This window comes from Prosthecodimorpha staleyi, assembly GCF_018729455.1.
In the GTDB taxonomy this organism is placed as follows: domain Bacteria; phylum Pseudomonadota; class Alphaproteobacteria; order Rhizobiales; family Ancalomicrobiaceae; genus Prosthecodimorpha; species Prosthecodimorpha staleyi.
Map to the genome: position 1 here is coordinate 182,630 of NZ_JAHHZF010000003.1, position 26,205 is coordinate 208,834.

Consider the following 26,205-nt stretch of genomic DNA (forward strand, 5'->3'; position numbering starts at 1 on the left):
CCCGGGGCCGTCCTCACAGCCCGAGACGCTCGGTCAGACGCCGGATGGCATTGTCCTGGATCGGATCGACCGGACCTTCCAGACCCGACACCATCCGGCACAGATCGACCAGCTGCCGGCGCTCCTCGGGGCCGAGGGTGTCGCGGAAAAGCCGCGTGAAGCGCAGCACCAGGTTGGCCGGATCGGTGGTGCCCTCGGTCAGCCAGCGCGCGCGCACGATCAGTTCGGTCGGATTGTCGACCTCCATGACCCGGCCGGCCGCATCCGCGATCGCGGCCCTCTGGCGCTCCGTCAGATCGCCGTGGACGCGTGCGAAGGCGACCAGCAGCACCACCGCAGCCTCGCGCGGATCGGCGATCTGGTCGAGCTGCGCCGCCTCGGCGGCCTTGCGGAACTTGCGCCGGCGCAACGCGCCGCCGACCGTCTCGGCCGCATCGGTCAGTTCGCGCGCCGCATCGGCGGCCGAACGGGCGCGGATCAGCCAGAAGGCGACGACGCCCAGGAGGGAGGCGATGGCGAGGACAATATGCATCTCGGCAAACCTGGTAGGGCAAACAGAAAGCGGATGGTTCGACGCCGGAGCCTAGTTCAGGTTGATGAACCTGACCAGAACGGGCCTTCAGCTGGTGGTCATTTGCACGCTTCCGGTGCCCTTCGGTATCATCCCACCACAGCCTCGCAGCGGCCGGAGATGCCCATGCCCGTATTCCCGCTCAGCCTCGTCCTCGCGTTCGCGCTCGCCGTCCTGGCCACACCCGCGGTCGCAACCTGCTTCGACCCCGCCTCGTCACACCTGCCGATGCAGGCCGAACTCGACGACGGCTCGCATTTCGAGGTGATCGAGCGCCGGGGCGACCGGCTGCGCTACCGGGTCGGCCGCTCGCCCGAGACCACGCTGGAGATGACGGTCAAGGGCGCCTTCTTCACCACCGAGGCGATCGGCGCCAAGGGCGCCCAGAATTTCAGCTGGTCCGTCGATCTCACGACCCTGCCGCCGGTCGCGGCCGGCCAGTCGATCACCGCGGAGGCGACCGTGACCAGCACGGCCGGCACGAGCCGCCGCCTGTGGTCGGAGGCAACCGTCAGCGAGGGCGGCACCATCACCGTCGGCGACTGCACCTATCCGGTGCTGCGCATCGAGACGCGGCAGAGCTCCGACGGCGGCCCGTTCGCCCGCGTCGTTCGCTCCTACCAGCCCGGTTTCATGTTCAGTCTGGAGACCACCATCTACCCGCCGAACGGACCCTCGGTGACCACCCGCGTCAAGGAATTGCGGTGATGGCGCAGCCCCCCGGGGCCGGCGCGCGGGAGGTCGCCGGGCGCGCCCTCCCGTAAGAGAGGTCCACGCGGGCCGTCGGGCCGCCCGAGCGATCCCGCCACCCGGCCGCCGCCCTTCATCTCGGCCGGACGGCCGGCATCCGTCGTCAGTCGAAGCGGACGCCGGCGCGCAGAGCGCCCCAATGCCGGTTGCGGACGGTGATCGGCGTCGACGCATCCATCATCAGCACGGTGTTTCCGCCGCCCATCCGGCGCAGATAGGTCTGCACCAGGAAATCGCGCACGCTGCGCGCGGCGGACAGGCCGGTTCGGTCGTCGAAGATGCGCCGGTTGCGGCAATTGGCTTCATTCCAGACCGGGTCGGTGCCCTGCGGCTGCGAAAACTTTCGATTGTGGACCGGCAGATAGCCGTTCCGGTCGACCGCCGCGCAGAAGACGATGCGGCTGTCGACGCCGAGCATCGGCTCCTGGATGGGCGGCAGGACGCCCTCCAGGAAATCGAGCGCCCGGTTGGTGACCTGGCGCGGATTGCTGCCGGCGATCTCGCGATAGCTTTCGTCGAACAGCGTGTCGAGGTCGATGCGGCCGCTGTCCAGCGCGTCGTGGAAGATCGTCTGGATCTGGTCGGCCGCCCCCCGGAGCGCCTTCTTGAGCGACGACTGCGCCTCGAGGGCTTGATCGATGCGCGCACCCAGGCGGGTGCTGACCGCCTCCGGCGGCGCCAGGAACTCGAAGCGCAGACCGAGCTGCTGGCGGCCATGCAGACGACCGCGCAGCCGGCCGACCTCCGCGATCTCCAGATCGCACTCGCTGCCGTCCCGCACCTCGGGGCCTTCATATTCGACCAGGACGCCGCCTGCGGAAATCTCCACCGTGCGGGAGGAGACATTCAGGCCGGCGCCGGACATCCGGATCGGCCAGCGCACCGGGACCCGCTCGTGGCGGCGGTTGTCGGTGGTGTTGAAGGCGCGGACGGTGACGACCAGGCGCTGTTCCAGATGCTCGAACAGCGCGATCACCTCGCCGGCAGCGTCGCCGACCACGCCGGAGGCCCGGTTCAGGCTGTCGACGCCGGTGCCGATCGTCCCCACGCTCGATTGCAGCTCGCTGGCCACGGCGGCGACCATCTGGACGTTCTGGGTCACCTCCTGCAGGGCGCGCAGTTGCCCCCTGGCGCTTTCGGCGACGTTGGCGGCCACGGACTCGATCCCGCCAATCGACTGGCCGACCTCGTCCATCGCCGAGACGGCCGCATTGGTCGCGAGCGTCATGCCGGCGATCTGGTCGGCAATGTCCTGGGTCGCCTGCGCGGTCCGCTGCGACAGTTGCTTGACCTCCTGCGCCACGATGGCAAAGCCGCGCCCGGCCTCGCCGGCCCGGGCCGCCTCGATGGTCGCGTTAAGCGCGAGCAGGTTGGTCTGCCGGGCGATGCCGTCGATCAGCTTGACCACCTCGCCGATCCGGTCGGAGGCGGATTTCAGATCCTGGACGATGCGCGCCGCTTCGCCCGCCTTGCGCACGGCATCGCCCGCCAGCCCTGCCGTTCCGTCGGCCTGCCGGCCGACCTCGCGGCTGGAGGCGACCAGTTCCTCCGTGGCGGAGGCGACAGACTGGGCGCCGTCCGTGGTGATGCCGGAGCTGCGCAGCACGCCTTCATTGGCCTGCGCGACGGCATTGACCGCCTGGCGCAGGTCGCGCACCACGTTTGTGAGGGCGGTCGCCTGGCTGGCGATCGACTGATTGGCCTGCTGCATCTCGCTTTCGATGGCGCCGACCAGGGCCTCGGCCTCGCGTTCGCGGGTCAGCGTCTCGCTGCGCTGGCCATAGGCCGAAAGCGCCAGTCCGATGTCCAGGAAGACGCATTGCAGGAAGGCATTGACCGGGCCCGCCGCCTTGTGGCGTCCAATCAGCGCATCGACGAAGCCGCGCGCCATCAGCGAGTAGGCCGCGACATAGTGGTGCGGTTCCAGGCCGGCGCGGACATGGGCGAGCCCGATCCGGCGCGCCTTCTCGCGCAACGCCTCATCCGCCCGGCCGGCCAGCAGGGTGCCCCAATGGGCGATCTGGGCCGCGACCAGGCGTTCCCGCGTCGCCGCGTCCGGTACCATCGCGGCCATTTCGGGGGTCAGCTGGATGCTGTCGTAGAGCCGGTCGAGAACCGGGCGGAACTGCCCCTCGAGCAGTCGGCGGGCGGTTTCCAGATCGGCTCGAGCCGCCTCGGAGAAGGTCGCCCCCGATTCGATCAGGTTCGACGGCGGCACCGCTTCGGCCCGGCTCGTCCCCTTGCCAATCCACATGACTTCCCCCAACCCGTCGACGGACGCGAGGGGAATTTGGACGATGAAGGTTAACAGACCCTGGAATTCCAAAGTCGATCGGAGGCCGGCCGGTCGGTCCGGTCCTTCCGGCGGTCGACCGAAGGACCTCGGCGCCGATCGGCGAAAGGCCGGGTTTCAGGGTCGCCCAAGCCTCTCGGTCCGCCCGGATCGCTCGCAATCGAGTCCCCGACCGGGTGGCCGGCGGCCGCAGTCCGGCCCGGGGCACCCGCCGAACGGGGCTGCGGGGTCAGCCAAGGCGGCCGGATCGCCGGAGCGACCGGACGATCGGCCGCCGCCGAACCGCCGGCGAAGCCGCTGCCGGTCCGGCATCGTTCGCGGCCGCCCGCCGCGTCAGCGCTTCCAGACGACATAGATGTGCAGGCCCCCGGTCCGCCCGCCGCCCTGTTCCGGGCCGTCGCCGGCCCCGGAGGCGGCGGAACCATCCGGCGGATCGCGATCCGCATGGTTCGACCCGCCCGTCACCGCGGCGGCGCGACGGCGGCCAAGCTTGCGCCGTTCGACACCGAGATAGAGATTGTGCACCACGTGACCGTTCGGTCCGTGGGACGGTTCCGACAGGAACACCACGCGGTAGCGGATCAGCCCGATCACGGCAGCCGCAGCCGTTCCCGAGGCGAGGAGCAGGGTGGCGACGCCGAGATCGGGCATTGAAGTCTCTCCGTGATTGGTATTATTTCTACTACTACATCAAGAAAATCCTCGCGGCCAGCGACCGTTAAGGCTTCGTTAACGACCTGTGGTTATCGGGTCGGTTGTGATTCGCGGCACCAGACGGTCATGTTGTAATATCCAGCCGACCATGGCAGAATGTCAGGCATCGTCGATCGACGGGCGTCAAGCGGGGGCGTTCCATGGGGCATAATTCTTACGACAGCGCGGACGACCCGGCTCTCGCCGCCGTGCAGGCCGCCTTCGAGACCGACATGCGCGTTCTGGTCGGCAAGTTCGAACTTTATGCCCGCGGCAACCCGCGCTTCGGTCAGAGGCTGTTCCACGAGGTGGTGCATCCGGCCGTCGAGCGGATGGAAGCCGTCACGGGCGATCCGCCCGCCGCCGACGAGACTTTCGAGCGGGCGGAGCGGGCCGAGGCGCGGGGCCGAGCACGGCCGGCCGAACCGACGGCGACCGTCGTCAAGCTCGATCGGCGACGCGCCCCATCGACCGCCGCGCATTCGGGTCCCGATGTTCCGAATTTCATTCTGGACGTGCTGTGTAGTTCGGACGGCGTCTTGAGCGTCGAGGACATCCAGTCGCATCTGGGGGATTTCGATCCGCCGATTTCACCCGCCAATCTCTCGGTGATCCTGCATCGCATGGTCCGCAGCGGCCATCTGCACCGCCCCGGCCGCGGCCTCTATGCCCCCGGCCCCCGCGCTTCCGACCTCAACGGCGACGCCGGCATGCAGCGGCCGTAGACCGGCGCGTTGTCGCCGATCATCCCCGCCCCCGGCGTGGCCGCCGATTCCGAGAATGCTGCGGCATCCAGCCCCCCTCATCCGCCCTTCGGGCACCTTCTCCCCCCTTGGGGGAGAAGGGAAAAAGCCGTTGAAAAATCTACGGTATACGACCTTTCAGCGCCTCCCGGCTCCACGGCTCCTTCCCCTTCGCCCCCTTGGGGGAGAAGGTGGCCGAAGGCCGGATGAGGGGGTTTTCGCAGCGAACGCCGATCGGCCGGCAGCGGGAAACGCAAGAAGGAACCGGGCGGTATGGAACCGGACGGGCAGCGTCGGTTGCCGGTCTCGCCCCCCTCATCCGCCCTTCGGGCACCTTCTCCCCCCCTTGGGGGAGAAGGGGAAAAGCCGTTGAATAATTGACAGAAACTGGCTTCCCAGCGCCTCCGGCTCCACGGCTCCATCCCCTTCGCCCCCTTGGGGGAGAAAGGGATGGAGCCGGAAGATCGCGCGCAACTTTTCCCAGATCCCCCAACGCGCTATCCTCTTCGCCCCGCCGGAGGCAGAAGGGGAAGGAATCGGAAGCGCAGGCCGGCACCGGATTTTGGCAAACTTACTACATCGGCGTCCGGTCGGCCTCATCCTGCGCGGCGGTCGGGCCTATTGCGCCGGCGGCTGGCCGTCGTTGCGGGCGGAAGCCGGGGCCGAGCCTTCCCGCAGCCCCTCCTTCAGCTTCTTCTGGATGCGGGCCAGGTCTTCGGGCTCGGGTTTCAGATCGACCGAATGGCGCCACTGGAAGGTCGCCTCCAACTGGCGGCCGACATGCCAGTAGGCGTCGCCGAGATGGTCGTTGATGACCGGATCCTCCGGGCGCAGCAGGACGGCGCGTTCCAGTTCGCGTACGGCATCGTCGTAACGGCCGAGCCGGTAGTAGGCCCAGCCGAGGCTGTCGACGATATAGCCGTCGTCGGGCTTCAGTTCGACCGCCTGGCGCACCAGGTCGAGGCCCTTGTCGAGGTTCAGACCCATGTCGATCCAGGAATAGCCGAGATAGTTCAGCACCGAGGCTTCGTTCGGGTTCAACTCCAGCGCCTTGAAGAAATCGGCCTCGGCCTTCGGCCACTGCTTCGTGCGCTCGTAGCAGATGCCGCGATAATAGTAGATCGACCAGTCCGACTTCTGCGGCTGCGGGTTCAACGCCACGGCGCGGGAATAGACCTCGGCCGCTTCGGCGAATTTCTTGTTCGACCGCAGCACGTCGCCGAGCGCCAGGATGGCGTCGACATCCTTCGGAGCCTTTTCGAGGCTCGCTTCCAGGGCACGGCGGGACTCGTCGAATTTGGAAAGCAGGCTGTAGTAGCGGCCGATCTGAATGTCGACCATCGGCTTCAGACGGGAATCGGCGGCGATCCGGCCGAGGATGTCGACGGACTTCTCGTAGTTCTTCATCTGGCCCTGCAGCGAGGCCAAGGTCAGCAGCGGCAGTTCGGCCTTGGGTTCCAGGAACAGGGCCAACTGCAGATAGACCGCGGCCATCTCCTCGCCGCCGTCGCGGCCGATCGCCGCGCCGAGGCCGTAGAGCAGTTCCGAGGCGCCGGCCGTCGCCGAAGTCACCAGGGGCGCCGGAACCTTGCCGGCGGTGAGGTCCTCGCGGGTCTCCTGGATCAGCGGATGATCCGGAACGATCTTCTCGAAATTGTCGAGAATGCCCGCGGCCTCCAGCATCTTGCCCTGGCGGGCGAGCGCGCGGGCCTGGGCGTCGGTGACGCGCAACGTGTTCTGGTCGGACTTGTAGGCGGCTCCGAGCCGCTTGCCGGCCTCGGCGCGGCGGCCGGCCAGATCGGCGATCAGGCCGGAGTGGAAATTCTTGAAGATGCCGTACCATTCCGGGCCGTTGAGCTTGTCGATCGCCTTCAGGGCGGCGTCGGTGTCGCCCTGGCCGGCATAGGTCCAGGCGGTCAGCACGGCGGCGGTCAGGTCGGTCAGCGGCCGGGCCGCCATCTGCGAGAAATGGGTCCGCGCCCGCTCGTACTGGCCACGCTTGAAGGCGTCGATGCCGAGCGCGAGGCGGGCCAGCTGGTTGGCCTTGTCGCGCTGGACGACCCGCTGGGCGAGCGGCAGGGCGTCCTTGATGCGGCCATCGGCGAGCAGCAGCGGGAAGGCGCGATCGATCAGGATCGGATTGCCGGGATCGTTGGAGAGCGCCTCGCGATAGAAGGTCGCGGCGTTCTCGATGTCGCGCAGCGCTCCGGCGAGGCGGCCGGCGAGATAGTTGCCGGCGAGCGAGGTGGCATGGCCGCCGACCGGCACTTGGTCCTGGCTGGTCTTGGCTTCGCCGCGCCCGGCGCCCGCAACGGTCGCCAATGCGAGAGCGGCGACGAGCGCGGCAAGGGCGGTCCGGCCGGACCGGCGGCGGGGATGCAGGCGGGCGACGTTCATCGAAAGGGTGCTCCGGACCGGTACGGCCGATCATCATCTGACCCGCGAGGATGGCCGTTTTGAGTCAGCTTGTGAAGGTCGCAATGTAGGGTGCGGCGGGTCCGCCGAAAACCGGTGCGGCTCCGCAGGGAACCGGATTGACCACAAGATGCTTGCATGGCGGCCGAGAGCGTTGCATTGCGAGCGTGGCCGCCACGGGGCGGCGGCCGACGGAGAGGGTCCGATGACGAAGTGGGTCTACACGTTCGGTGACGGCAAGGCGGAAGGCGCCGCGGGCATGAAGAACCTGCTCGGCGGCAAGGGCGCCAACCTCGCCGAGATGTCCAATCTCGGCCTGCCGGTGCCGCCCGGCTTCACCATCACCACCGGTGTCTGCACCTACTATTACGCGAACGGCAACGCCTACCCGCCGGAACTGGCCGCCGAGGTCGACGCCGCGCTGGCCCATGTCGGCACCCTGGCCGGCCGGCGCTTCGGCGACGACGCCAATCCGCTTCTGGTCTCGGTCAGGTCCGGCGCCCGCGCCTCGATGCCGGGCATGATGGATACCGTGCTCAATCTCGGCCTCAACGACGTGACCGTGGCGGCGGTGGCGACCGCGGCAGGCGACGAGCGCTTCGCCTACGACAGCTACCGGCGCTTCATCCAGATGTATTCGGACGTTGTGATGGGCATCGACCATCACCACTTCGAAGAAATCCTGCAGAATTACAAGGACGACAACGGCTACAGCCTGGATACCGATCTGATCGCCGACGACTGGAAGACGGTCATCGGGAAGTACAAGGCGATGGTCGAGACGGAAGCCGGCAAGCCGTTCCCGCAGGATGCGCACGAACAGCTGTGGGGCGCGATCGGCGCCGTGTTCGGCTCGTGGATGAACGCGCGCGCCATCACCTATCGCCGTCTGCACGACATTCCGGAGAGCTGGGGCACGGCCGTCAACATCCAGGCGATGGTGTTCGGCAACATGGGCGAAACCTCGGCGACCGGCGTCGCCTTCACCCGCAACCCGTCGACCGGCGACAAGCGGCTCTATGGCGAGTTCCTGGTCAACGCCCAGGGCGAGGACGTGGTCGCCGGCATCCGCACGCCGCAGGATCTGACCGAAGTGGCCCGCATCGAGGCCGGTTCCGAGCGGCCCTCGCTGGAGGCGGTGATGCCGGAAGCCTTCCGCGAGTTCGTCGCCATCTGCGACACGCTGGAAGCACATTACCGTGATATGCAGGATGTGGAATTCACCATCGAGCGCGGCAAGCTGTGGATGCTGCAGACCCGCTCGGGCAAGCGCACCACCAAGGCGGCCCTGAAGGTCGCGGTCGACATGTGCGGCGAGGGGCTGATCACCCGCGACGAGGCGATCCTGCGGATCGAACCGGGCGGCCTCGACCAGCTGCTGCACCCGACCATCGACCCTGCCGCCGAGCGCGTCCTGGTCGCCAAGGGCCTGCCGGCCTCGCCGGGCGCGGCGTCGGGCGAGGTCGTGTTCAACTCCGAGGATGCGGTGGCGGCCAAGCAGGCGGGCCGCCGGGTCATCCTGGTGCGCATCGAAACGAGCCCCGAGGATATCCACGGCATGCATGCGGCCGAGGGCATCCTGACCACCCGTGGCGGCATGACCAGCCATGCGGCCGTGGTCGCCCGCGGCATGGGCAAGCCGTGCGTCTCCGGCGCCGGTTCGATCCGGGTCGATTATGCGGCCGAAACCCTGACGTCCGGCGGGATCACGCTGAAGAAAGGTGACATCGTCACCATCGACGGCGCCAGCGGCCAGGTGCTCAAGGGCCGGGTACCGATGCTGCAGCCGGAACTGTCCGGCGACTTCGCGAAGCTGATGGAATGGGCCGATGCGTCCCGCCGCATGGCGGTGCGCACCAATGCCGAGACCCCGGCGGATGCCCGCGTCGCGGTCCGCTTCGGCGCGGAAGGCATCGGCCTCAGCCGCACCGAGCACATGTTCTTCGACGAGGGCCGCATCGTCGCGGTGCGCGAGATGATCCTCGCCGACGACGAGAAGGGGCGCCGTCAGGCGCTCGCCAAGCTCCTGCCGATGCAGCGCGCCGACTTCGTCGAACTGTTCGAGATCATGCACGGCCTGCCGGTGACGATCCGCCTGCTTGATCCGCCGCTGCACGAGTTCCTGCCCAAGACCGAGGAGGAGATCGCCGAGGTCGCCAAGGGTCTGGGCGTGCATCCGCAGAAGCTGCGCGAACGCGCCGACGAACTGCATGAATTCAACCCGATGCTCGGCTTCCGCGGCTGCCGGCTGGCGATCAACTACCCCGAGATCGCCGAGATGCAGGCACGCGCCATCTTCGAGGCGGCGGTCGAGGCCGGCCGCAAGACCGGCCGGCCGGTGGTGCCCGAGGTCATGGTCCCGCTGGTCGCGATGCGCCAGGAATTCGATCTGGTCAAGGCGCGCATCGACGCCATGGCGGCCGCCGTCGCCAAGGAGAAGGGCACGACGATCGACTATTCGGTCGGCACCATGATCGAGCTGCCGCGCGCCTGCCTGATGGCCGGCCAGATCGCCGAGACGGCCGAGTTCTTCTCCTTCGGCACCAACGACCTGACCCAGACCACCTACGGGCTGTCGCGCGACGATGCCGCCCAGTTCCTCGGGCCCTATCTGCAGCGCGGCATCCTGGAGCAGGATCCGTTCGTGTCGCTCGATCAGGCCGGCGTCGGCGAACTGGTTCGGATCGCGGTCGAGCGCGGCCGTGCGGTGCGACCGAAGATCAAGCTCGGCATCTGCGGCGAGCATGGCGGCGACCCGGCCTCGATCCGCTTCTGCGAAAGCGTCGGGCTGGACTATGTCTCCTGCTCGCCCTTCCGGGTGCCGATCGCCCGCCTCGCCGCCGCCCAGGCCTCCATCGAGGAGAAGCGACACAGCGGCCACGCCGACACGACGGCTTGAAAGCTATCCAGTTCCGGCCGGTCGCGCCTGGATCGGCCGGAACTCCAACAGGATCTCGCTGAGGTCCCGGCGATCGCGACAAGGAGGCAATCGCCGGCGGCCATTGAAGTCGCCACCGCACCGGTTCATGAGCCCGACGGGGTAAAGGATTTCGATCGAACCACTAACCCTTTGACCGCATGGTCAATTCAATCTGACATTTGCGGGACGCTAATGTCAGATTTTGACCACTAGGCTCGGCGTCGCAGTTCGTCGTTCTCCATTGCGTCAAGCAAAGAACGAATGTTTTCGGCGAGGGCTTGTGGCATTCCGTCGATGACGGGGTCGACGGCCGCGCGTGAGGCGCGATGCAACGTCGCCGTCAATCTATCGACCGGCATTTGGTCCCACACGCCTGCAGCGCTGAGTTTCCTGGACATCACAAAGAGATCATCCGCGTCTGCGGCATCACCGGCATTGACAGATTTGAGACAGGCCTTGAGGGCGGCCAGGAAGGCACTCGCCTTAGCACCATTTGCAAGTTCATTGCCTAGCAAACGAAATTCGGACGGGCGCAACCTGCGGAGTTCCATCATGTCTGCTACCTCCAGATGCCCAGCTTCAAGCCTCAATGAACTCCAGTTCCAAAGCAATGCCAAAGTCCGAAAATGCGTCGCGCACCGCCTCCAGATGTCTCAGCTTGAGATGGGGACGAATGCCGAATCGTCCAGAGGCGTTGTTGATCACCCAATTTGACGTTGTACCGAAATCAGGGTCGAAAATAATCTCCCCGCCAATTCGAGCCATTTGCTGCGGTCTCACGAGTGCCGGATGACCCAACTTGACATGATTTGGTGGGCGTCTGAATTCGGGAGATCTCGGAAGCGGATAAAGCAATCCGCCGGTGCGATCGTCACCGGTTTCCTTCAACGCGAACCAAATTTCGCCATCACAGTCAACAACCCAAAGAATGTTGTGATGCTTCTGAATGACTTGGGGAATGAGAAGGCCGCTATCGGCAGCACTCATGTATCTTTTTAAAGTTCGCGATGTCTTTCTTGTCAGGCTCTGAAGCGTCTGAGGTGAAAAGGACAGCTCGGCCGCCGACACGCTGCGGGCAGGACCAAGACAAGGTCCAAATGCAAGATCGAGCATGGTTCGAACGGCTTCAAATCAAAACGAGCAAACATCTTTCATACGGCAGGAAGATGTGCAAGGCCGCGGCGCGTTCTCGCGATCGCCCGGACACGCAGGAAAATCCCCTCGGACGCAGGCGTCCGAGGGGTGTTCGGTCCTCGGCGGGCTGGGAGTCCCTGAGAGGAGCCCTATGAACATGTCGCCCTTAACAGCAATATGCCGCAGGGAAAAGCAGGTGCTGCGACCTTTTGTCGGCTGTTGCAGAAATGCCTATGTAGAAGGCGGAACCGAAGGTCCTCAGGATTGACGACAGCAACGTCATGACTGCAGTGAATTCGAATGACAGGCCTGTTCTCCAGGCGACATTCTTGCGATTTTTGAAAGATAGCAGACGAGAATTCAGGAATTTCCAGAAGAAGAAACTTAAGTCGAATCCCCAATCCGGCCCGGTGAATCCTGACATCGATCGCCCGGCAGGCGGTATCGTTTTGACCGACTCGAGAAGATTTGGCATGCCACAGAAAAGGCGTTGCGTTGGACTTGCGCCCCTCCGGGCGGTTCGACGGGCCTGATCGGGTCTCGATTGACAGCTTTCCCGCCGGACGGGATGACTGCAGCAGGCGCCCGCCACGCGGCCGGGCCGACAATCGCCGGAGACCACCGATCGCCATGGCCCGCCCGTTTCCCTCGCTCGACGACATCCGCGCGGGCGGCAAGCCCGCCCTGGCGCGGGCGTTGTCCCTGATCGAAACCGCCGACGGGACCGAACCGCTCGCGGCTCTGCTCGATGCGGCGACGCGGCGGGCGGACGGGCTGGTCCTGGGCATTACGGGCCCACCGGGTGTCGGCAAGTCGACCCTCACCAACGCCCTGATCCGTCGCCATCGCGAGGCCGGCCGGACCGTCGGGGTGATCGCCGTCGATCCCTCCTCGCGCTTCACGGGCGGCGCCCTGCTCGGCGACCGGACGCGTCTCAGGACCGATCCCGACGACGGCGGGACCTTCGTCCGTTCCATGGCGGCGCGCGACCGGCTCGGCGGGCTGTCCGACCACGCGGTGGCAGCGGTGGTGCTGATGCGGGCGACCTTCGACCGGGTGATCGTGGAATCGGTCGGCATCGGCCAGTCGGAGGCCGACATCGCCTTCGCGGCCGACACCGTGCTTCTGTGCATCCAGCCAGGTTCGGGCGACAGCCTGCAATTCATGAAGGCCGGCGTGATGGAACTGCCCGATGTCGTCGCCGTCACCAAGGCCGACATGGGCGAGACCGCGCGACGCGCGCGCGCCGACGTGGAGGGTGCCTTGACCCTGACCCATGCCGCCGCCGACGCGTGGCGCGCCCGGGTGGTCTCGGTATCCTCGGCCTCCGGCGAAGGACTGGCGGCGCTGGAGGCCGCCGTCGCCGAGCACGCGGCCTGGACGACGGAAGCGGGACGGCTCGGACTTCGCAGGGCCGCCCAGGTCCGCCACTGGGTCGAGGATGCGATCCGCCTGCGCTACGGTCAGCGGGGCCTCGCGACCGTCGATGCCGCCGCCGCCCTCGCGGACTCGGGCGGTCCCTTCGAGGCGATCCGCCGCCTCGCGCAGGACCTGGAGCGGCGGCTGACCGTCCCCGTCGGCAGCTGAGCGCCGGCTTCCAGCTTTTGTCGATATCGGGCTTCCGTCGGTATCGGGCGGGGCGCGGTCCGGCGAACCGCGGCAGCCGAGGATGGCGACCGGAGGGTCGCCCGCATCGAGAGGACCGGATCCTCCTCATTCGATCATTGCTGACGAAGGTTTTTTCCGATCAGAACGGAGCAGCCTGATGGGATCTTGCGTTGTTCGGGGCCGGCGCGATCGCCCCTGACAGGTGATGCTCTCCATCCGGTAAGCGGATCGGAATCGGTGGTGCACCGGATGCCGCCGGCCGCTCCGGATCGGCCTCGCCCACGATCTCGCCACCATTAACGGCTTCTCAAGGTTACCAGGCAGAAAATGCCAGCCGTGGCCATTGAGTGCCGGTTCACGCGTCGTATGGGGTCAGTCAGTTGCGTCCGTCCAAGGGTCGAATTCGCCGGGTTCTCGGCATCGCCGGTCTGACCGCCCTCAGCGTTCCGGCCATCCAGCATTTCGCCGCGGAACCGCCCGCGCCGAAGGCTCCCGGGGCCGGGATCACCGTCATCGCCTTCGCGCCGCCGGGCACCGCCTGGTTCGAGGAATATTCCGCCCTGCGGACCGGACTGGCCGGGACCGAAACGGCGACGGGCGACGCGAGCCGGGTGGCCGGCGACGGCCGCGCCCTCGGTGACGCCACGCCCGTCTTGGCGGCAGCACCGGCCGCCCATGCAGCCGGCCTCGCCCGACCGGGAGTGGCCGATCCGGTCGTCACCGGAGCGATCACGCCGGACGCCGCCATGCGGGCCGACATCGCCGCCGCGTCGGTGCTTCCGGCGCCGGCAGGGCGCCCGACGCCGGCGGGGTACCCGGCATCGGCCGGGCAACCGGCCGTGGCCGCGCATCAGGGCCCGATGCTGCTGCCGCCCGCGCCGGTCCCGGTGGAGAATCGCAAGGTCGCGGTTCTGCGCATCCCGGTCGAGCCGATCGAAACCTTCGTGGCCGATCCGGCGGTCTCGGACCGTTCCGGGCCGTCGGCCGAGATCGCGCCGCCGCCGATCGACGCCGGCCCGGTCCCACCCGTCGCTTCCGCCGCGCCGCCGACGACCGGCGAGACCGCCGAGGCATCGGCCACCGCCGCCCTATCCCTGCCGAGCGCCGATGCCGGCGTGGCCGGCGGCTTTGCGCCGGCGCCCTGGATCATGATCCATGCCAGCGCCACGGCCCCGAATGCCGTCGGGCGCAGCGCCGGGATCGCCCCGGCCGCCACCGAAACGTCGGCCGCGGCACGCCGCCGGACTGCGGTGCGAACCGCCTCGCGCGGGCGCGATTTCGCCCCTGAAGCCCAGGTGCCGATGCTCAGCTATGCCACCGACGCGCCCGACGTTGAGGCGCCGTTCCGATCCGTTCTCGGTGAGCCGGGCGCCAAGGCCAGCGTCGGACCGAAGCTGCCGGCGAACATGCATGCATGGGCCTATGGCGACCTGCCGGCTGGCGCCGACGATCAGCGCCAGCAGAAATGCCTCGCCGAGGCGATCTATTTCGAATCGCGCGGCGAGAACGAGCGCGGCCAGGCCGCTGTCGCCCAGGTGGTGCTCAACCGGCTGCGCAATCCCGCCTATCCGAAGCGCATCTGCGACGTGGTCTACCAGAATGCCCGCTGGTTCGGCCGCTGCCAGTTCTCCTTCGCCTGCGACGGCAGGCCGGAGGAGGTCAACGAGCCGGAGGCCTGGGACAAGGCCGTCGAGATCGCCCGCGCGGTCACCACGGGCAAGACCTATCTGCCGGAGATCGGCGACTCGACCCACTATCACGCCACCTGGGTCTATCCGAACTGGCGCCGCGGCATGATCCGGAAAACCAGGATCGGCGTCCATGTCTTCTACCGCACCGTGAACGGCGGCTGGATCTGATACCGCAGCGATTCTTGTCTATGGATGGCGATCCATCAACGCCGTTCACCGAAAGCATCAGGACAATTCGTTAGGCCGGACGGTCGGCACTCCCTATTCTGAGGTCTGACTCGCGCACCATTTCAGCCCCATCCGCCTTCACCCCCGCTCTGCGGATGCGGCGGCCGGGGCCTTCGGCCTTTCGCCACGGCGCGCACCGACGAGACCGGCCATGACCACCAGCACCCTGCGCTTTCCCCTCTGGCTGATGGTGGCCGCCGGCTGCCTGATCGCCGCGATCAATTTCGGCCCGCGTTCGGCGATGGGCTTCTTTCAGTTGCCGATGATCACCGACAAGGGCTGGAGCCGCGAGACCTATTCGCTGGCCATGGCGGTGCAGAACCTGATGTGGGGCGTCGGCGCCGTCGCCTTCGGCGGCCTCGCCGACCGGTTCGGCACCGCGCGGGTGCTCTCGCTCGGCGCCATCACCTATTCGATCGGCCTGATCGTGATGGCCTGGGCGCCGGAACCGGCCTGGCTGCAGGTCGGCGGCGGAATCCTGGTCGGTCTCGGCGTCGCCGGTTCGGCCTTCGGCATCATCATGGCGGCGCTCGGCCGCGCCGTGCCGCCCGAGAAGCGCACCATGGTGTTCGGTTTCGCCACCGCCGCCGGCTCCTTCGGGCAGTTCTTCTTCTCGCCGCTGAGCCAGGGCCTGATCGAGCGTTTCGGCTGGCACGATGCGCTGTGGGCGCTGGCCGGGATCATCATGATCATCCCGCTCCTGTCGATCCCGCTGCAGGGCAAGCCGGCGCCGCGGGCGATCGGCTCGGTCGACCAGTCGGTCGGCGCGGCCCTGTCGGAGGCCTTCGGCCATCGCAGCTTCGTGCTGCTGTTCACCGGCTTCTTCGTCTGCGGCTTCCAGGTCGCGTTCATCTCCGTGCATTTCCCGGCCTATATCCGCGATCTCGGCCTCGACGCGAAGTGGGGCGTGACGGCACTGATGCTGATCGGCCTGTTCAACATCTTCGGCTCGCTCGGTTCCGGGTTTCTCGGCATGCGCGTCTCCAAGCGCGTCATCCTGGCCCTGATCTACTTCCTGCGCGCCGTCGCCTTCACGGTCTTCCTGCTGGTGCCGGCGACGCCCACCACCGTCGTGATCTTCTCCGCCGTGATCGGCATCCTGTGGCTCTCGACCGTGCCGCCGACCAACGGGCTGGTGGCGGTGATGTTCGGCACCCGCTATCTGGCCATGCTCGGCGGCATCGTCTTCTTCTCGCACCAGATCGGGTCGTTCCTGGGCGTCTGGCTCGGCGGCAAGCTCTACGACCTCAACAACAGCTACGACCCGGTCTGGTGGATGGGCGTGGCGCTGGGACTGTTCGCCGCCGTCATCCACATGCCGATCCGCGAGGCGGCGGTGCCGCGCCTGCAGGGTCCCGCCCCGGCGGAATGATGCGCCGCACCGCGCGATCGGTTCGAGCCCCGCTGACCGCAGGGCTCATCCGCCGTCCGCGCCGCTTGCCGATCTCCGGCGCGTCGGGCAGTTTCCGCCGCACATGTTCCGGAGGAGACGCAAAGCATGGATAAGTTCCCCGCGGTCCTGGTCACCCGCGACGACGCGACGAAGCAGCAGAGCGTCGCGCTGACCGCCATCGCCGAGAGCGAGCTGATGGACGGCGACGTGACCGTCGCGGTCGAGTGGTCGACCGTGAACTACAAGGATGGCCTCGCCATCACCGGCAAGAGCCCGGTCGTGCGTCGCTTCCCGATGGTGCCCGGCATCGATTTCGCCGGCACCGTCACCGCCTCGGCCCATCCCGATTTCGCACCCGGCGATGCCGTCATCCTCGACGGTTGGGGCGTCGGCGAGACCCATATGGGCGGCTATGCCGGCCGCGCCCGGGTCAAGGGCGACTGGCTGATCAAGCGCCCGGCGGCGATCTCGGCCCGTTCCGCCATGGCGGTCGGCACTGCCGGCTACACCGCCATGCTGGCCGTGATGGCGCTCGAAAAGCACGGCCTGACCCCGGCGCGCGGCCCGGTCGTGGTCACCGGCGCGGCCGGCGGCGTCGGCTCGGTGGCGATCGCCGTGCTGGCCCGGCTCGGCTGGCACGTGATCGCCGTCACCGGCCGGACCAGCGAGGCCGACTACTTGAAGGGCCTCGGCGCGGCCGAGATCCTCGAACGGGCCGAACTGGCCGGCCCGCCCAAGCCGCTCGCCAAGGAGCGCTGGGCGGCGGGCGTCGATTCCGTCGGCTCGACAACGCTCGCCAACGTCCTGTCGATGACCCGCTACGGCGGCGCGGTCTCGGCCTGCGGGCTCGCCGGCGGCATGGACCTGCCGTCCTCGGTGGCGCCCTTCATCCTGCGCGGCGTCGCGCTGCTCGGCATCGATTCCGTGATGGCGCCGAAGGCCCTGCGCGAGGCCGCCTGGGCGCGGGTCGTCACCGACCTGGACCTCGCCAAGCTCGAGGCCATGACCAGCGAGATCGCGCTCGCCGACGTGATCGGCACCGCGCCCGACATCCTGGCCGGCAAGGTGCGCGGCCGCATCGTCGTCAAGGTCGCCTGACCGGCGGCCTCGACCGTTCCGGCCCGGCCAAGAGGCAGGCCCGCCATGCGTCGCATCGCGATTTCCATCGCCATCCACATGGCGGGCTTCCTGCTGGTTTCGTCCCTGCTGCTCGTCGCCGTGGTCGGCCGCGAGGGCACCCTGCGGCTGTTCCTCGGCGACCCGGATCTCGGCCGGGTCGACTTCGAGACGCTGACCCGTCCGCACCCCGAAGCCGACGGACTGGTCTGCCCGCCGTCGCTCTGCCGCGCGGCGCGGCCGGACCGTTCCGCCCCCGTCTTCGCGGTCCCCGCGCGCGAGCTGGCCCGGGCCCTGAAGCGCATCGCAGAAGCCGATCCGCTCACCCGCCGGATTGCCAGCGACGCCGGTCTCGGCGAGGAGCGATACCTTTCCAGAACCCTAATATTTCGCTTCCCCGATACGATTGTCGTGAGGTACATTGAACTTACACGAGACCATAGCACCCTTGCACTATCGTCGCGCAGCCAGATCGGGGGCATCGATCCGGACAGGAATCGGTCGCGCCTGATGCGGTGGATCGATCGCCTTTCCTCGGAGATCCCGCTCCGGCGTGACGAGTCCTGACCCCTGCCCGCAAGCCGTTCCGACGGCGATCGGGCGGAGGCCGGTAGGGGGCCGTTCGCGTGTCCGGGAGGGTTGTGTCATGTCCGTAGTCCAACGCCGGGGCACCCTGACGGTGCCGCGCCATCCCCTGTCGTCCGATCCGTCGTCCCTCCACAGCGTCGCGCCGGCGACCGAACAGGCGGAACCGCTGTTCGAGTTGGCCGCCTTCGTGCTGGCCCTGCCGCTGGTACCGAGCGCACTGATCGCCCTCGCCGCCCTGTTCGGGTCGAGCGCAGGCTGCGACGCCGAGGCCGCATCGCTTTGCCGGATCGGCGCGGTCGATCTCGGTCAAGTGATCCGCGTTTCGGTCGAGGCGGCCTGGGACATGCCGGTCTTCGTCGGCCTGCCGATGCTGATCGCGACGGTCCTGGTCCACCGCTCGACGGAGGATCTCGGCCAGCGCTTCGTCTGGGGCGCCCTGCTGCCGGTGATCTGCCTGTTCGGGGTGCTGGCCGCGCCGGTGGCGGCGGTCCATTTCGCCGACCACGACTCCTGCCGGATCACCGAGGCCGGTCGCGGCCTGTGCCGCATCTACGGCGTCGAGCTCGGCGACAACTACGCGACCTCGGCCATGGTGCCGTGGCTTCTGATCCCGGCGGTTCCGGCCGCGGTGGTCTATGCGCTCGGCTATCTCGGCTTCGTGCGCGTCGCCGCCTGGGCCCGGCGCCTCACCTTCAGCCGTAGCGCAGCTTCAATGCCAGGATCGTCCCGTTCAGTGCGAGCGTGAAGACATTGGCCAGGATCAGCGGCCAACTGACGATCATGATCCCATAGGCGAGCCACAGCACGATCCCGATCACGAAGATCGAGAAAGTGGCGAGCGACAGGCTCGACGTGTCGCGCAGCCGGATGACGCGGATGGTCTGCGGCAGCCAGCACAGCGTGGTGCACAGCGCCGCGACGGCTCCGATGATTTCGATGAAGACCGGGTTCACGACTGGTCACCATTTCTGAAAGATGAAGAAGGCACCGAGCGCGATCAGCGCAAAGCCGATCGCATGGTTCCAGCCGAGGCTTTCGCCGAGATAGAAGTAGGAGAAGACGGCGAAGACGACCAGGGTGACGACCTCCTGGATGGTCTTCAGTTCTGCGGCCGAATAGAAGGCGTGTCCGTAGCGGTTGGCCGGAACCGCAATGCAATATTCGAAGAAGGCGATCGCCCAGCTTGCCAGCACCACGACCCATAGCGACTTTTGCGGGAATTTCAGGTGCCCGTACCAGGCGAAGGTCATGAAGACATTCGACGCGGCAAGCAGGACGATCGGCGCGATCGGTGTCGAAAGAAGACTTTGCATGGCGGTCCGGAGGTTCGGGCGGACGCCCCTCGCGTCCGACCCGCTCCGGACATACCCGCAGCCGGGACGCCGGCCAAGCCCGATCCGGGACTGCCGCCCCTGCAATCCGGGCAATTCTCATGCGAAAAGGGCCCGGCCTGTGGCCGAGCCCCATCCGTCAACCGATCGGCTTCAACGGGCGGCTTGGCCGCCTCCGATATCCCGTCCGCTCACTTCGCCAGCGCACCGGCGATCTTGCCGGAGACGTAGCCGAGCAGGTTGCCGATGATCATCGAGGCGCCGATGGTCAGGAACGGATTGGTCCCGAGCCCGCCGCCGAGCAGCGTGCCGAGCTTGTCGGCGAGCAGCGCGAAGGCGGCCGTCGAGGCATAGCCGTAGACCGCGGCCGGGATGGCGCCGAACAGGGGCACATGCGCGCCGAGGATCATCACGGCGACGCTGACGCCGACCCAGACGCCGGCGGTAACCGGCAGGGCGCCGAGCGATACCTGCGTCACCAGGACCAGACCGACGGTCGCGCACAGCGCGCCCCAGAGATTGGCGAAGATCGAATTGCGCAGGGCCGCTTCGTTACCGCCGCAGTGGAAGAAGCTCGCCCAGGCGATGAAGGTGGCCCAGATCGCCAGGCCGTAGGGCGCCAGCGGCCCGAGATAGACATAGGTGGCGAGGCCCCCCATGGCGCCGATCACGATGGCCAATGCCGTAACGAGATGCATGATTCCCTCCCAGTTCTTTCTTCAGTTCCGGGAAGACGTTGCCGTACCGCCGAACACAAATGTTCACAGCGGCGCCCTGCGCGTCTTGACGACCGCGCATCCCCTCTACGTCCCCCAGCGCCCGGCACTATGCACAAGTGCGTTGTTGCTGTCATGGAGGCGCCGCATAGGGGTCTTTTCGGTCGAGACGGATCCGTAAGATCGAATCCTGATCTGTCTTGCACACAAGGCTGCACGGATTCAGGCACTTGCCGCGCCGCAGCAGGACGCGGCGCCCGACCGCCGGACCGCCCGGCAGCCCGGGCTTGCGACGTTACGACACTGCCGAATTGGCCACCGTGCCATCCCGGAAGCCCCCCGCGCGGTCGGACGGGCTTGATCCGACGCAAGGCGGAGAGGTCCAGACCCGGCCATGATGCCTGCATCAGTGGGATTTGTGGCATGATGGACGCGCCCGAAGGCCTCCGGATCGCGTGGAGGACTGCAGGTTCGACCTTTCGCCCACCGATCTCCACCGACCGGTAGGAACGGAATCCGAGACTGCAGGGGAGAGGGCCGATGGTCGGGAGGGAACGGATGGACATTGCGGTGGGCAAGGTCACCGAGCTGATCGAATATCTGCGCATGTTCGACGGCAAGGAGGGCGCCGGCGGTTATGACGGCGGCCAGGACGGCTATGAGGACGGCGCGCTGCATGTCCTGGAGACGCTGGCGGACGACGGCACCGAGGAGCAGATCCGCGGCGTCATCGACGGGCTCAACATCGACGAACAGGCCGATCTGGTCGCTCTTGTCTGGGTCGGCCGCGGCGACTTCGAACCGCAGGAATGGCCCGTCGCCGTCCGCCGTGCCGGCGAACGGGCGGTCCGCTCGACCGCCCGCTACCTGCTCGGCATCCCCAATGTCGGCGACCTGCTCGAGGAGGGTCTGTCGATCATGGGCTACGAGACCGAGTGACGGCGCGGCGGCCGACCCGGGCGCCGCGATCGGATCTCTGAGGCTCCGATCGGGCGTTTAACGGATGCGGGTTCAGGGGATTCCTGTCCAAGACGGATCGGTCCGCCCTTCTGGGGTCCGGCCCGCTCCGGTCTGCAGCGGGCGGATCAGCCGCGCGTCATGATCGCCATGTCGCGCACCGGACCGGTCAGTCCGTCGATCTTGACCGGGCTCGCCATGGTGCCGGCGGCGAGGTCGAGCTTGTGCAGGCTCGTGCCGACCAGCACCCAGGCGGCGTTGCCGCCCTGCCCGTCCGAGACGATATCGAAGGCCGCGACCGTGCCGGCGACGGTGCCGACCGTGTTCAGGATGCCGTCGTTCGGCGGCACCTGGCGGGCCAGCGCACCGGTCGCCGCGTCGAGATCGTAGAGGGTCGTTTCCTTGGCGCCCTTCATCGAATTGGTATAGGCGACCGCGCCGACCTTCGGCATCTTGCCCTTGTTGGCGTCCTGGTCGGCGTAGCGCAGCTTGCCGTCGACCGCGACCTTGCCGTCGTCGACATTGACGCGCAGGCTGGTACCGTCCTCACCGATGATGCGCATCCGGTCGGCGACCGGGTTGAAGTCGACCGCACCCTTCACGCCGGCCGGCAGCGAGGTCTCCAGCTTGACCTTGACGGTGGCCTTGCCGGTCATGGCGTCGACGGTGGCGACGGTGCCGTCCGCGCCGAGCGCATAGAGCATGCCGTCGGACGGACGGATGTCGATGCCGACGATCGGGCCGGTGAGGCCGGTGACGCGAACCGGCTTGGCCGCCCGCTTCTCGGCGGTGTCGATGACGGCGATCATGTCCGGGCCGACCAAGGCGGCGATGGTCTCCGCCTGGGCGACGGTCGGGAGCAGGAGAAGGGTCAGGGCGGCGGCGCTACGCAGGATCATGGGATGTCTCCGGTCAAAAATCTGGATGCGAGCCGGTTCCGACCCGCGCCATGGATACCCGCCGGACGCCGGCCGGGATGCGGCCATCATCTTTATTTGACCCGCCCCGCATCCGATCGCCGGCGCCATGGGTAGACCTGTCGTCCGGTTCTATTGGAATGCGCATTCGAGGCCGAGAGACCGGCTTTGCTGGTTTGCGGGGACGGGACCACGGAACCGGTTCCGTCGGGATGCGGGACCGGACCGAAAGAGACGCTACTGTCGGAATGCGCAGCCGGATCGCTTGGACGCGGCGACACGTCCGCAAAGGCAGGGAGGAGCAGGCTTGGACGCACGAACCGATCGCGACGCCGACGGCGTCGAGACAGAGGCGCTGCTGGCCGGATGCGCCGCCGGCGACCGGGCGGCCCTGGCGCGCATCTATGCGGCCGAAGCCGGGCGCATGCTCGGCGTGGCGGAGCGCATCCTGAAGCGCCGGGCCCTGGCCGAGGAGGCGGTGCAGGATGCCTTCGTGCAGATCTGGCGCCGCGCCGACAGCTTCGACCCCCGCCTCGGCCGCGGCCGGAGCTGGATCTATGCCATCCTGCGCAACCGGGCGCTCAACATCCTGCGCTCCGAGGCGCGCACCGACCTGGTCGCGGAACCCGACGAACTCGACCGGCCGTCCGAGGGCGACGATCCTGAGACCATGGTCCTGAAGCTCTCGGAGGCCAGTGCGCTGCGCCGCTGCCTGGAACGTCTCGACACCCGACGCCGCGCCGCCATTGTGCTCGCCTATACCGAAGGGCTCAGCCACGGCGAGCTGGCCGGCCGGCTGGGCATGCCGCTCGGCACCGTCAAATCCTGGATACGGCGCAGCCTGTCGACCCTGAAAGAGTGCCTCGGATGACCGACCTCGCCCGCGATCCCGCCCGCCGCACGGTCCTTGCGGCCGAATGGGTGCTCGGACTGGCCGAGCCCGAGGACGCCGCCACCGCCGAGCGCCTTGCCGAGGACGACGCCCTGTTCGCCGCCGAGGTCGCCCATTGGCGCGACCGGCTCGCCGAGCTCGATGCCACCGCGCCGCAGCGCCCGATGCCCGACCGCCTGTGGCCGGCGATCGAAGCCGGCATTGCGGCCGCCGAACGCGCCGCGCCCGGCGAGACCGCCGCCGCCCGGATCGAAGCCGGTCCGGTCGCCGAGGATATCGCAGCCTCGGCGGAATCCGGCGGCACCGTGCTGCCCTTCCGCCGCCCTGGCGAACCCGGACCGGGTACCGATGCCGGGGCCAGCCCCGGCCTGTGGGCCAACCTGCGGGTCTGGCGCGGGCTGGCCGTGGCCGCCTCCCTGGTCGCCGCCGTCGCCCTTTCGGTCGCCATGCGGGCAGCGCCCCGGCCGGAGGTGGTCGCGGTGCTGCTGATCGAACCCGGCAAGCCCGGCGCCGTCGTCGAGGCCTTCGCGGATGGCCGCGTGCGCCTGGTGCCGCTGACCGACCTGCCGGTGCCGGCCGGCCGTGCGCTGCAGGTCTGGACGCTGCAGGACAAGGCGCAAGGCCCGGTCCCGGTCGGCCTGACCGGGCGGGCGCGGACCCTTTCGCTCGATCTCGGCAGCCTGCCGGGCCCGCGCCCGGACCAGCTGTTCGAGATCACGCTGGAACCCGAAACCGGCTCGCCGACCGGCCGGCCGACCGGCCCGGTGCTGATGAAAGGCCTGACCAGCCGGACCCTGTGAGCCCCCTGACCGGCCGCCGCATGCCGACGGCGGCCCATCGCCGAGGCCAATCCGTTGCTGCGGGCGATCCGCACGGCGACCCGCCGCCGGGCCTCCCCCGGCGGCGCGGCTTGATCTAGCAGGCTGCTGAAAATCACTCCGAACCCGCCATTCTGTCTTCCCCGGGCTTGTCCCGGGGATCCAGTGCGATGGCCAAGTCCTTGGAAAGTCTGGATCCCCGGGACAAGCCCGGGGATGACAGAGTTGGAACGACCCGCGTTTGATCGCATTCCGGCGCGTTTTTCAGCAATCTGCTAGGCTGCGGCGATCCCGAGCAGGAGTCGCCATGCCGTTCCGCCTTTCGTCCTTGCGCCACTCCGCGACGATGCTCGCAGGCCTCGCTGCCGGGCTGCTGTCGGCCGCCACGGCCGGACGCGCCGCGGAGGATCCGGCCCTGCCGGAGATCCGCAAGGCCTGGGCGGCCTGCGAGGCCGTGCTGTCCAAGGCCGGCCCCGAGGGCTGGGTCGGCTGGCGACGCGATTTCGGCAACGGCTATGGCGATGCTTTCGCGTTCTGGGACCGGCGCGACGACAAGGCCGCCTCGGTGCTGCGCATCACGCTCGACATCGACGGTATCGCCCGCCAGGTCGAGACCTCCTGCTTCCGGCCCGACGGCAGTCTGGCCTTCCTGTTCACGACCCTGACGGCGCCGCTGGCCGACGCCCCGGGCGGGCCGGAGACCGGCCGGGTCGCACGCCGCGAGGGCCGCATCTATCTCGATCCCAAGGGCGGCATCGTGCAGGTGCTCGGCCGGATCGTCGACGCCGCCGGCAAGCCGCTCGGCCGCCTCGACGACCCGAAGCTGACGCTGGTGCGCGACTGCCGGCCCGTGATGCTGCACCGTTCCGCCGACCAAGCCGCCGCCCATGCGGTGTCGGTACTCGGCGACATCGAGGGCAAGCGGCCGGCCTTCGAGCCGGAAAGCCTCGACTGGTGCGCCCGCGCCCGGCCGCAATGACGCCCCGGGGACGGGTGAAGGACCGACATCGAGGCGCCCGGTCAGGGTCTCACCGCCCGGCGCGATCCGGACGCGGAGCGGCCGGCCCGTGCGGATGCAGCGCCGCGACGTAACCGTCCGGACACGAGATTTCATGATGAACGCTTTCTGCAACCGTCCCTCAGAGCCGGTTCAGTGGCCGCGCAATAGTCTCGAAACATCGGCGGACGGGAAGAAACGAACCGGCCGCCCCCTCCGAACCCCGCGAGACCGACCATGCTGACCGCCCGCTTCGTCGCCTTTGGTGCTGCCGCCGTCGTCACCGTCCTTTCGGCCTTCGCCGCCACCGGCCCCGCGGCCGCCGCCGGCGCTTACGGCCCCGACACCTGCCGCCAGGGCTACGTCTGGCGCGAGGCCTTCGTCGGCGACACCGTCTGCGTCACCCCGGCCGAGCGCGCTCGCGCCAAGGCCGACAATTTCGCCGCCAAGTATCGCGTCAATCCGTCGGGCGGCGCCTATGGCCGCGACACCTGCCGCAACGGCTATGTCTGGCGCGAGGCCTTCCCGGGCGACCATGTCTGCGTGACCCCGGCCCAGCGCGCCCGTGCCCGCCACGACAATTCCCGCGCCAACGGCCGCTACGAGAACAGCTACTGAGCCGAGACGATCGCGGCGGTGCGGAAGCGGGTTTGACCGCCTCCGCCCGCCGCTGCCGCCGTTCACGGAGCGCGGCCGGCGGGACGCCCGGCCGCGGCCGCGACGCCAGAGCTGTCAGGAGTCCTGCCGAGGAGAAACTCCCATGAGCCTACGGGCCCTCTTTCCCCGCCTTCCGGACTACCGTTTCGCCGACAGCGACGGGCGTCCGGCATTCGTCCCGCTCGCCGCATTCTCGGTCTTCGGACCGGTCAAGGCCTATGCGGCCGACGCGGCCCTGCGCGACGCGGTCGAGGAACGCCAGCGCACGGTGCGCCTGACGGCGAGCCTGGCGATCGGCCTTGCCATGCCGGCCGTGGTCGTCGGCTTCGATCACCGGCTTTCGATTCCGGCCCTGGCCACGGCGCTGGCGATCTCGATGCTCGCCTTCACGATCGGCAGCCTGATCCGGCTCCGGCTGGATCTGCGCGACGTGGCCGGCCGGCCCACCGTACCGACGCCCGTGCTGCGCTCGCCGCTTTCACCCTCCGAACTCCTGTTCCGGCCCAAGGCCAGCCGGCGCATGCTGATCGTCGCCGCGCTGTTCTGGGGCGCCCTGCTGGCCCTGTTCCTGATCCCGGGCCTCGGCGACCCGGTCTCGATCACCCCCGACGCCCGCATCGCCCTGGCCTGCCTGCTGGCCGGCTTCCTCGCCCTCAGCCTGATCCAGCTGGCCGCCACGTTGCGCCGTCATCCGGCCGGCATGGGCTGACGATCCCTTCGGGACCCTCGAAGACCCCCGCAGAGCCGAAACTCGGCCCCGCAGGTCGGCGAAAGCCC

At 68.4% G+C, this 26,205-nt stretch carries 25 protein-coding genes; 15 read left to right on the top strand and 10 right to left on the bottom strand.

Going from position 1 to position 26,205, the window contains the following annotated elements:
• Positions 1-13: 13 nt before the first annotated feature.
• Positions 14-532, bottom strand: coding sequence for a TerB family tellurite resistance protein (locus KL771_RS06780; RefSeq protein ID WP_261967792.1), 519 nt, complete (start codon positions 530-532; stop codon positions 14-16).
• Positions 533-697: 165 nt separating this feature from the next.
• On the opposite strand from KL771_RS06780, the gene KL771_RS06785 reads away from it, so the two are divergent.
• Positions 698-1,279 carry a hypothetical protein gene (locus tag KL771_RS06785; protein WP_261967793.1) on the top strand — a complete coding sequence of 194 codons (582 nt, stop codon included), beginning with the start codon at positions 698-700 and terminating at the stop codon, positions 1,277-1,279.
• Positions 1,280-1,424: 145 nt separating this feature from the next.
• On the opposite strand, the gene KL771_RS06790 is transcribed toward KL771_RS06785, so the two are convergent.
• Together KL771_RS06790 and KL771_RS06795 are read right to left on the bottom strand one after the other, a co-directional pair.
• Positions 1,425-3,575 carry a methyl-accepting chemotaxis protein gene (locus tag KL771_RS06790; RefSeq protein WP_261967794.1) on the bottom strand — a complete coding sequence of 717 codons (2,151 nt, stop codon included), beginning with the start codon at positions 3,573-3,575 and terminating at the stop codon, positions 1,425-1,427.
• Between the two features lie 372 nt (positions 3,576-3,947).
• On the bottom strand, positions 3,948-4,265 hold the full coding sequence (locus KL771_RS06795; RefSeq protein WP_261967795.1) for a hypothetical protein: 318 nt from the start codon (positions 4,263-4,265) through the stop codon (positions 3,948-3,950).
• A gap of 203 nt (positions 4,266-4,468) precedes the next feature.
• Between KL771_RS06795 and KL771_RS06800 the strand changes: the two genes are divergently transcribed.
• Positions 4,469-5,032 carry a type IV toxin-antitoxin system AbiEi family antitoxin domain-containing protein gene (locus tag KL771_RS06800; RefSeq protein WP_261967796.1) on the top strand — a complete coding sequence of 188 codons (564 nt, stop codon included), beginning with the start codon at positions 4,469-4,471 and terminating at the stop codon, positions 5,030-5,032.
• Between the two features lie 636 nt (positions 5,033-5,668).
• Here the strand turns inward: KL771_RS06800 and KL771_RS06805 are convergent.
• A complete protein-coding gene (locus KL771_RS06805; RefSeq protein WP_261967797.1) occupies positions 5,669-7,447 on the bottom strand; it encodes a tetratricopeptide repeat protein in 1,779 nt (592 codons plus the stop codon).
• Positions 7,448-7,670: 223 nt separating this feature from the next.
• Between KL771_RS06805 and ppdK the strand changes: the two genes are divergently transcribed.
• Complete coding sequence (gene ppdK, locus KL771_RS06810; protein ID WP_261967798.1) at positions 7,671-10,364, top strand: pyruvate, phosphate dikinase; 2,694 nt, start codon at positions 7,671-7,673, stop codon at positions 10,362-10,364.
• Positions 10,365-10,594: 230 nt separating this feature from the next.
• Here ppdK and KL771_RS06815 read toward each other — a convergent pair whose 3' ends face one another.
• Complete coding sequence (locus KL771_RS06815; RefSeq protein WP_261967799.1) at positions 10,595-10,939, bottom strand: hypothetical protein; 345 nt, start codon at positions 10,937-10,939, stop codon at positions 10,595-10,597.
• 25 nt (positions 10,940-10,964) lie between these two features.
• Positions 10,965-11,498 carry a hypothetical protein gene (locus KL771_RS06820; RefSeq protein ID WP_261967800.1) on the bottom strand — a complete coding sequence of 178 codons (534 nt, stop codon included), beginning with the start codon at positions 11,496-11,498 and terminating at the stop codon, positions 10,965-10,967.
• A gap of 651 nt (positions 11,499-12,149) precedes the next feature.
• Between KL771_RS06820 and KL771_RS06825 the strand changes: the two genes are divergently transcribed.
• The 6 genes from KL771_RS06825 (at position 12,150) to KL771_RS06850 (ending at position 18,888) form a co-directional block, all read left to right on the top strand.
• Positions 12,150-13,106: an ArgK/MeaB family GTPase gene (locus KL771_RS06825; RefSeq protein ID WP_261967801.1), complete on the top strand. Its 957-nt coding sequence runs from the start codon at positions 12,150-12,152 to the stop codon at positions 13,104-13,106.
• Between the two features lie 401 nt (positions 13,107-13,507).
• Positions 13,508-14,986 (top strand): cell wall hydrolase, encoded by a 1,479-nt coding sequence (locus tag KL771_RS06830; RefSeq protein WP_261967802.1) that lies wholly within the window; start codon positions 13,508-13,510, stop codon positions 14,984-14,986.
• Between the two features lie 211 nt (positions 14,987-15,197).
• Complete coding sequence (locus tag KL771_RS06835; RefSeq protein ID WP_261967803.1) at positions 15,198-16,418, top strand: MFS transporter; 1,221 nt, start codon at positions 15,198-15,200, stop codon at positions 16,416-16,418.
• A 126-nt stretch (positions 16,419-16,544) separates the two neighbouring features.
• On the top strand, positions 16,545-17,537 hold the full coding sequence (gene acuI / locus KL771_RS06840; RefSeq protein ID WP_261967804.1) for an acrylyl-CoA reductase (NADPH): 993 nt from the start codon (positions 16,545-16,547) through the stop codon (positions 17,535-17,537).
• Positions 17,538-17,582: 45 nt separating this feature from the next.
• Positions 17,583-18,122, top strand: coding sequence for a DUF1499 domain-containing protein (locus KL771_RS06845; protein WP_261967805.1), 540 nt, complete (start codon positions 17,583-17,585; stop codon positions 18,120-18,122).
• Between the two features lie 79 nt (positions 18,123-18,201).
• Complete coding sequence (locus KL771_RS06850) at positions 18,202-18,888, top strand: hypothetical protein (protein WP_261967806.1); 687 nt, start codon at positions 18,202-18,204, stop codon at positions 18,886-18,888.
• Here KL771_RS06850 and KL771_RS06855 read toward each other — a convergent pair.
• From KL771_RS06855 to KL771_RS06865, 3 genes are all read right to left on the bottom strand, one after another.
• A complete protein-coding gene (locus KL771_RS06855; RefSeq protein ID WP_261967807.1) occupies positions 18,836-19,096 on the bottom strand; it encodes a SemiSWEET transporter in 261 nt (86 codons plus the stop codon). The two genes, KL771_RS06850 and KL771_RS06855, sit on opposite strands and share 53 nt — an antisense overlap.
• Before the next feature lie 6 nt (positions 19,097-19,102).
• Positions 19,103-19,456, bottom strand: coding sequence for a DMT family protein (locus KL771_RS06860; RefSeq protein ID WP_054360648.1), 354 nt, complete (start codon positions 19,454-19,456; stop codon positions 19,103-19,105).
• Positions 19,457-19,665: 209 nt separating this feature from the next.
• Positions 19,666-20,172 carry a DUF1097 domain-containing protein gene (locus KL771_RS06865; protein ID WP_261967808.1) on the bottom strand — a complete coding sequence of 169 codons (507 nt, stop codon included), beginning with the start codon at positions 20,170-20,172 and terminating at the stop codon, positions 19,666-19,668.
• Between the two features lie 576 nt (positions 20,173-20,748).
• Here KL771_RS06865 and KL771_RS06870 point away from each other — a divergent pair.
• Entirely contained in the window at positions 20,749-21,129 is a 381-nt protein-coding gene (locus tag KL771_RS06870; protein ID WP_054360646.1) for a DUF3775 domain-containing protein, read from the top strand.
• A gap of 146 nt (positions 21,130-21,275) precedes the next feature.
• On the opposite strand, the gene KL771_RS06875 is transcribed toward KL771_RS06870, so the two are convergent.
• Positions 21,276-22,046, bottom strand: a complete 771-nt coding sequence (locus tag KL771_RS06875) for a DUF4394 domain-containing protein (protein ID WP_261967809.1) — start codon at positions 22,044-22,046, stop codon at positions 21,276-21,278.
• Positions 22,047-22,371: 325 nt separating this feature from the next.
• Here KL771_RS06875 and KL771_RS06880 point away from each other — a divergent pair, with 325 nt between their 5' ends.
• The 5 genes from KL771_RS06880 to KL771_RS06900 all read left to right on the top strand — a co-directional run bounded on the left by KL771_RS06880 (position 22,372) and on the right by KL771_RS06900 (position 26,137).
• Positions 22,372-22,935 carry a sigma-70 family RNA polymerase sigma factor gene (locus tag KL771_RS06880; protein ID WP_261967810.1) on the top strand — a complete coding sequence of 188 codons (564 nt, stop codon included), beginning with the start codon at positions 22,372-22,374 and terminating at the stop codon, positions 22,933-22,935.
• Complete coding sequence (locus KL771_RS06885) at positions 22,932-23,756, top strand: anti-sigma factor (protein ID WP_261967811.1); 825 nt, start codon at positions 22,932-22,934, stop codon at positions 23,754-23,756. Before KL771_RS06880 ends, KL771_RS06885 begins: the two co-directional genes overlap by 4 nt.
• A gap of 325 nt (positions 23,757-24,081) precedes the next feature.
• A complete protein-coding gene (locus KL771_RS06890; protein WP_261967812.1) occupies positions 24,082-24,753 on the top strand; it encodes a hypothetical protein in 672 nt (223 codons plus the stop codon).
• 255 nt (positions 24,754-25,008) lie between these two features.
• Entirely contained in the window at positions 25,009-25,389 is a 381-nt protein-coding gene (locus tag KL771_RS06895) for a hypothetical protein (RefSeq protein WP_261967813.1), read from the top strand.
• Between the two features lie 142 nt (positions 25,390-25,531).
• Entirely contained in the window at positions 25,532-26,137 is a 606-nt protein-coding gene (locus KL771_RS06900) for a hypothetical protein (protein ID WP_261967814.1), read from the top strand.
• Positions 26,138-26,205: the final 68 nt, after the last annotated feature.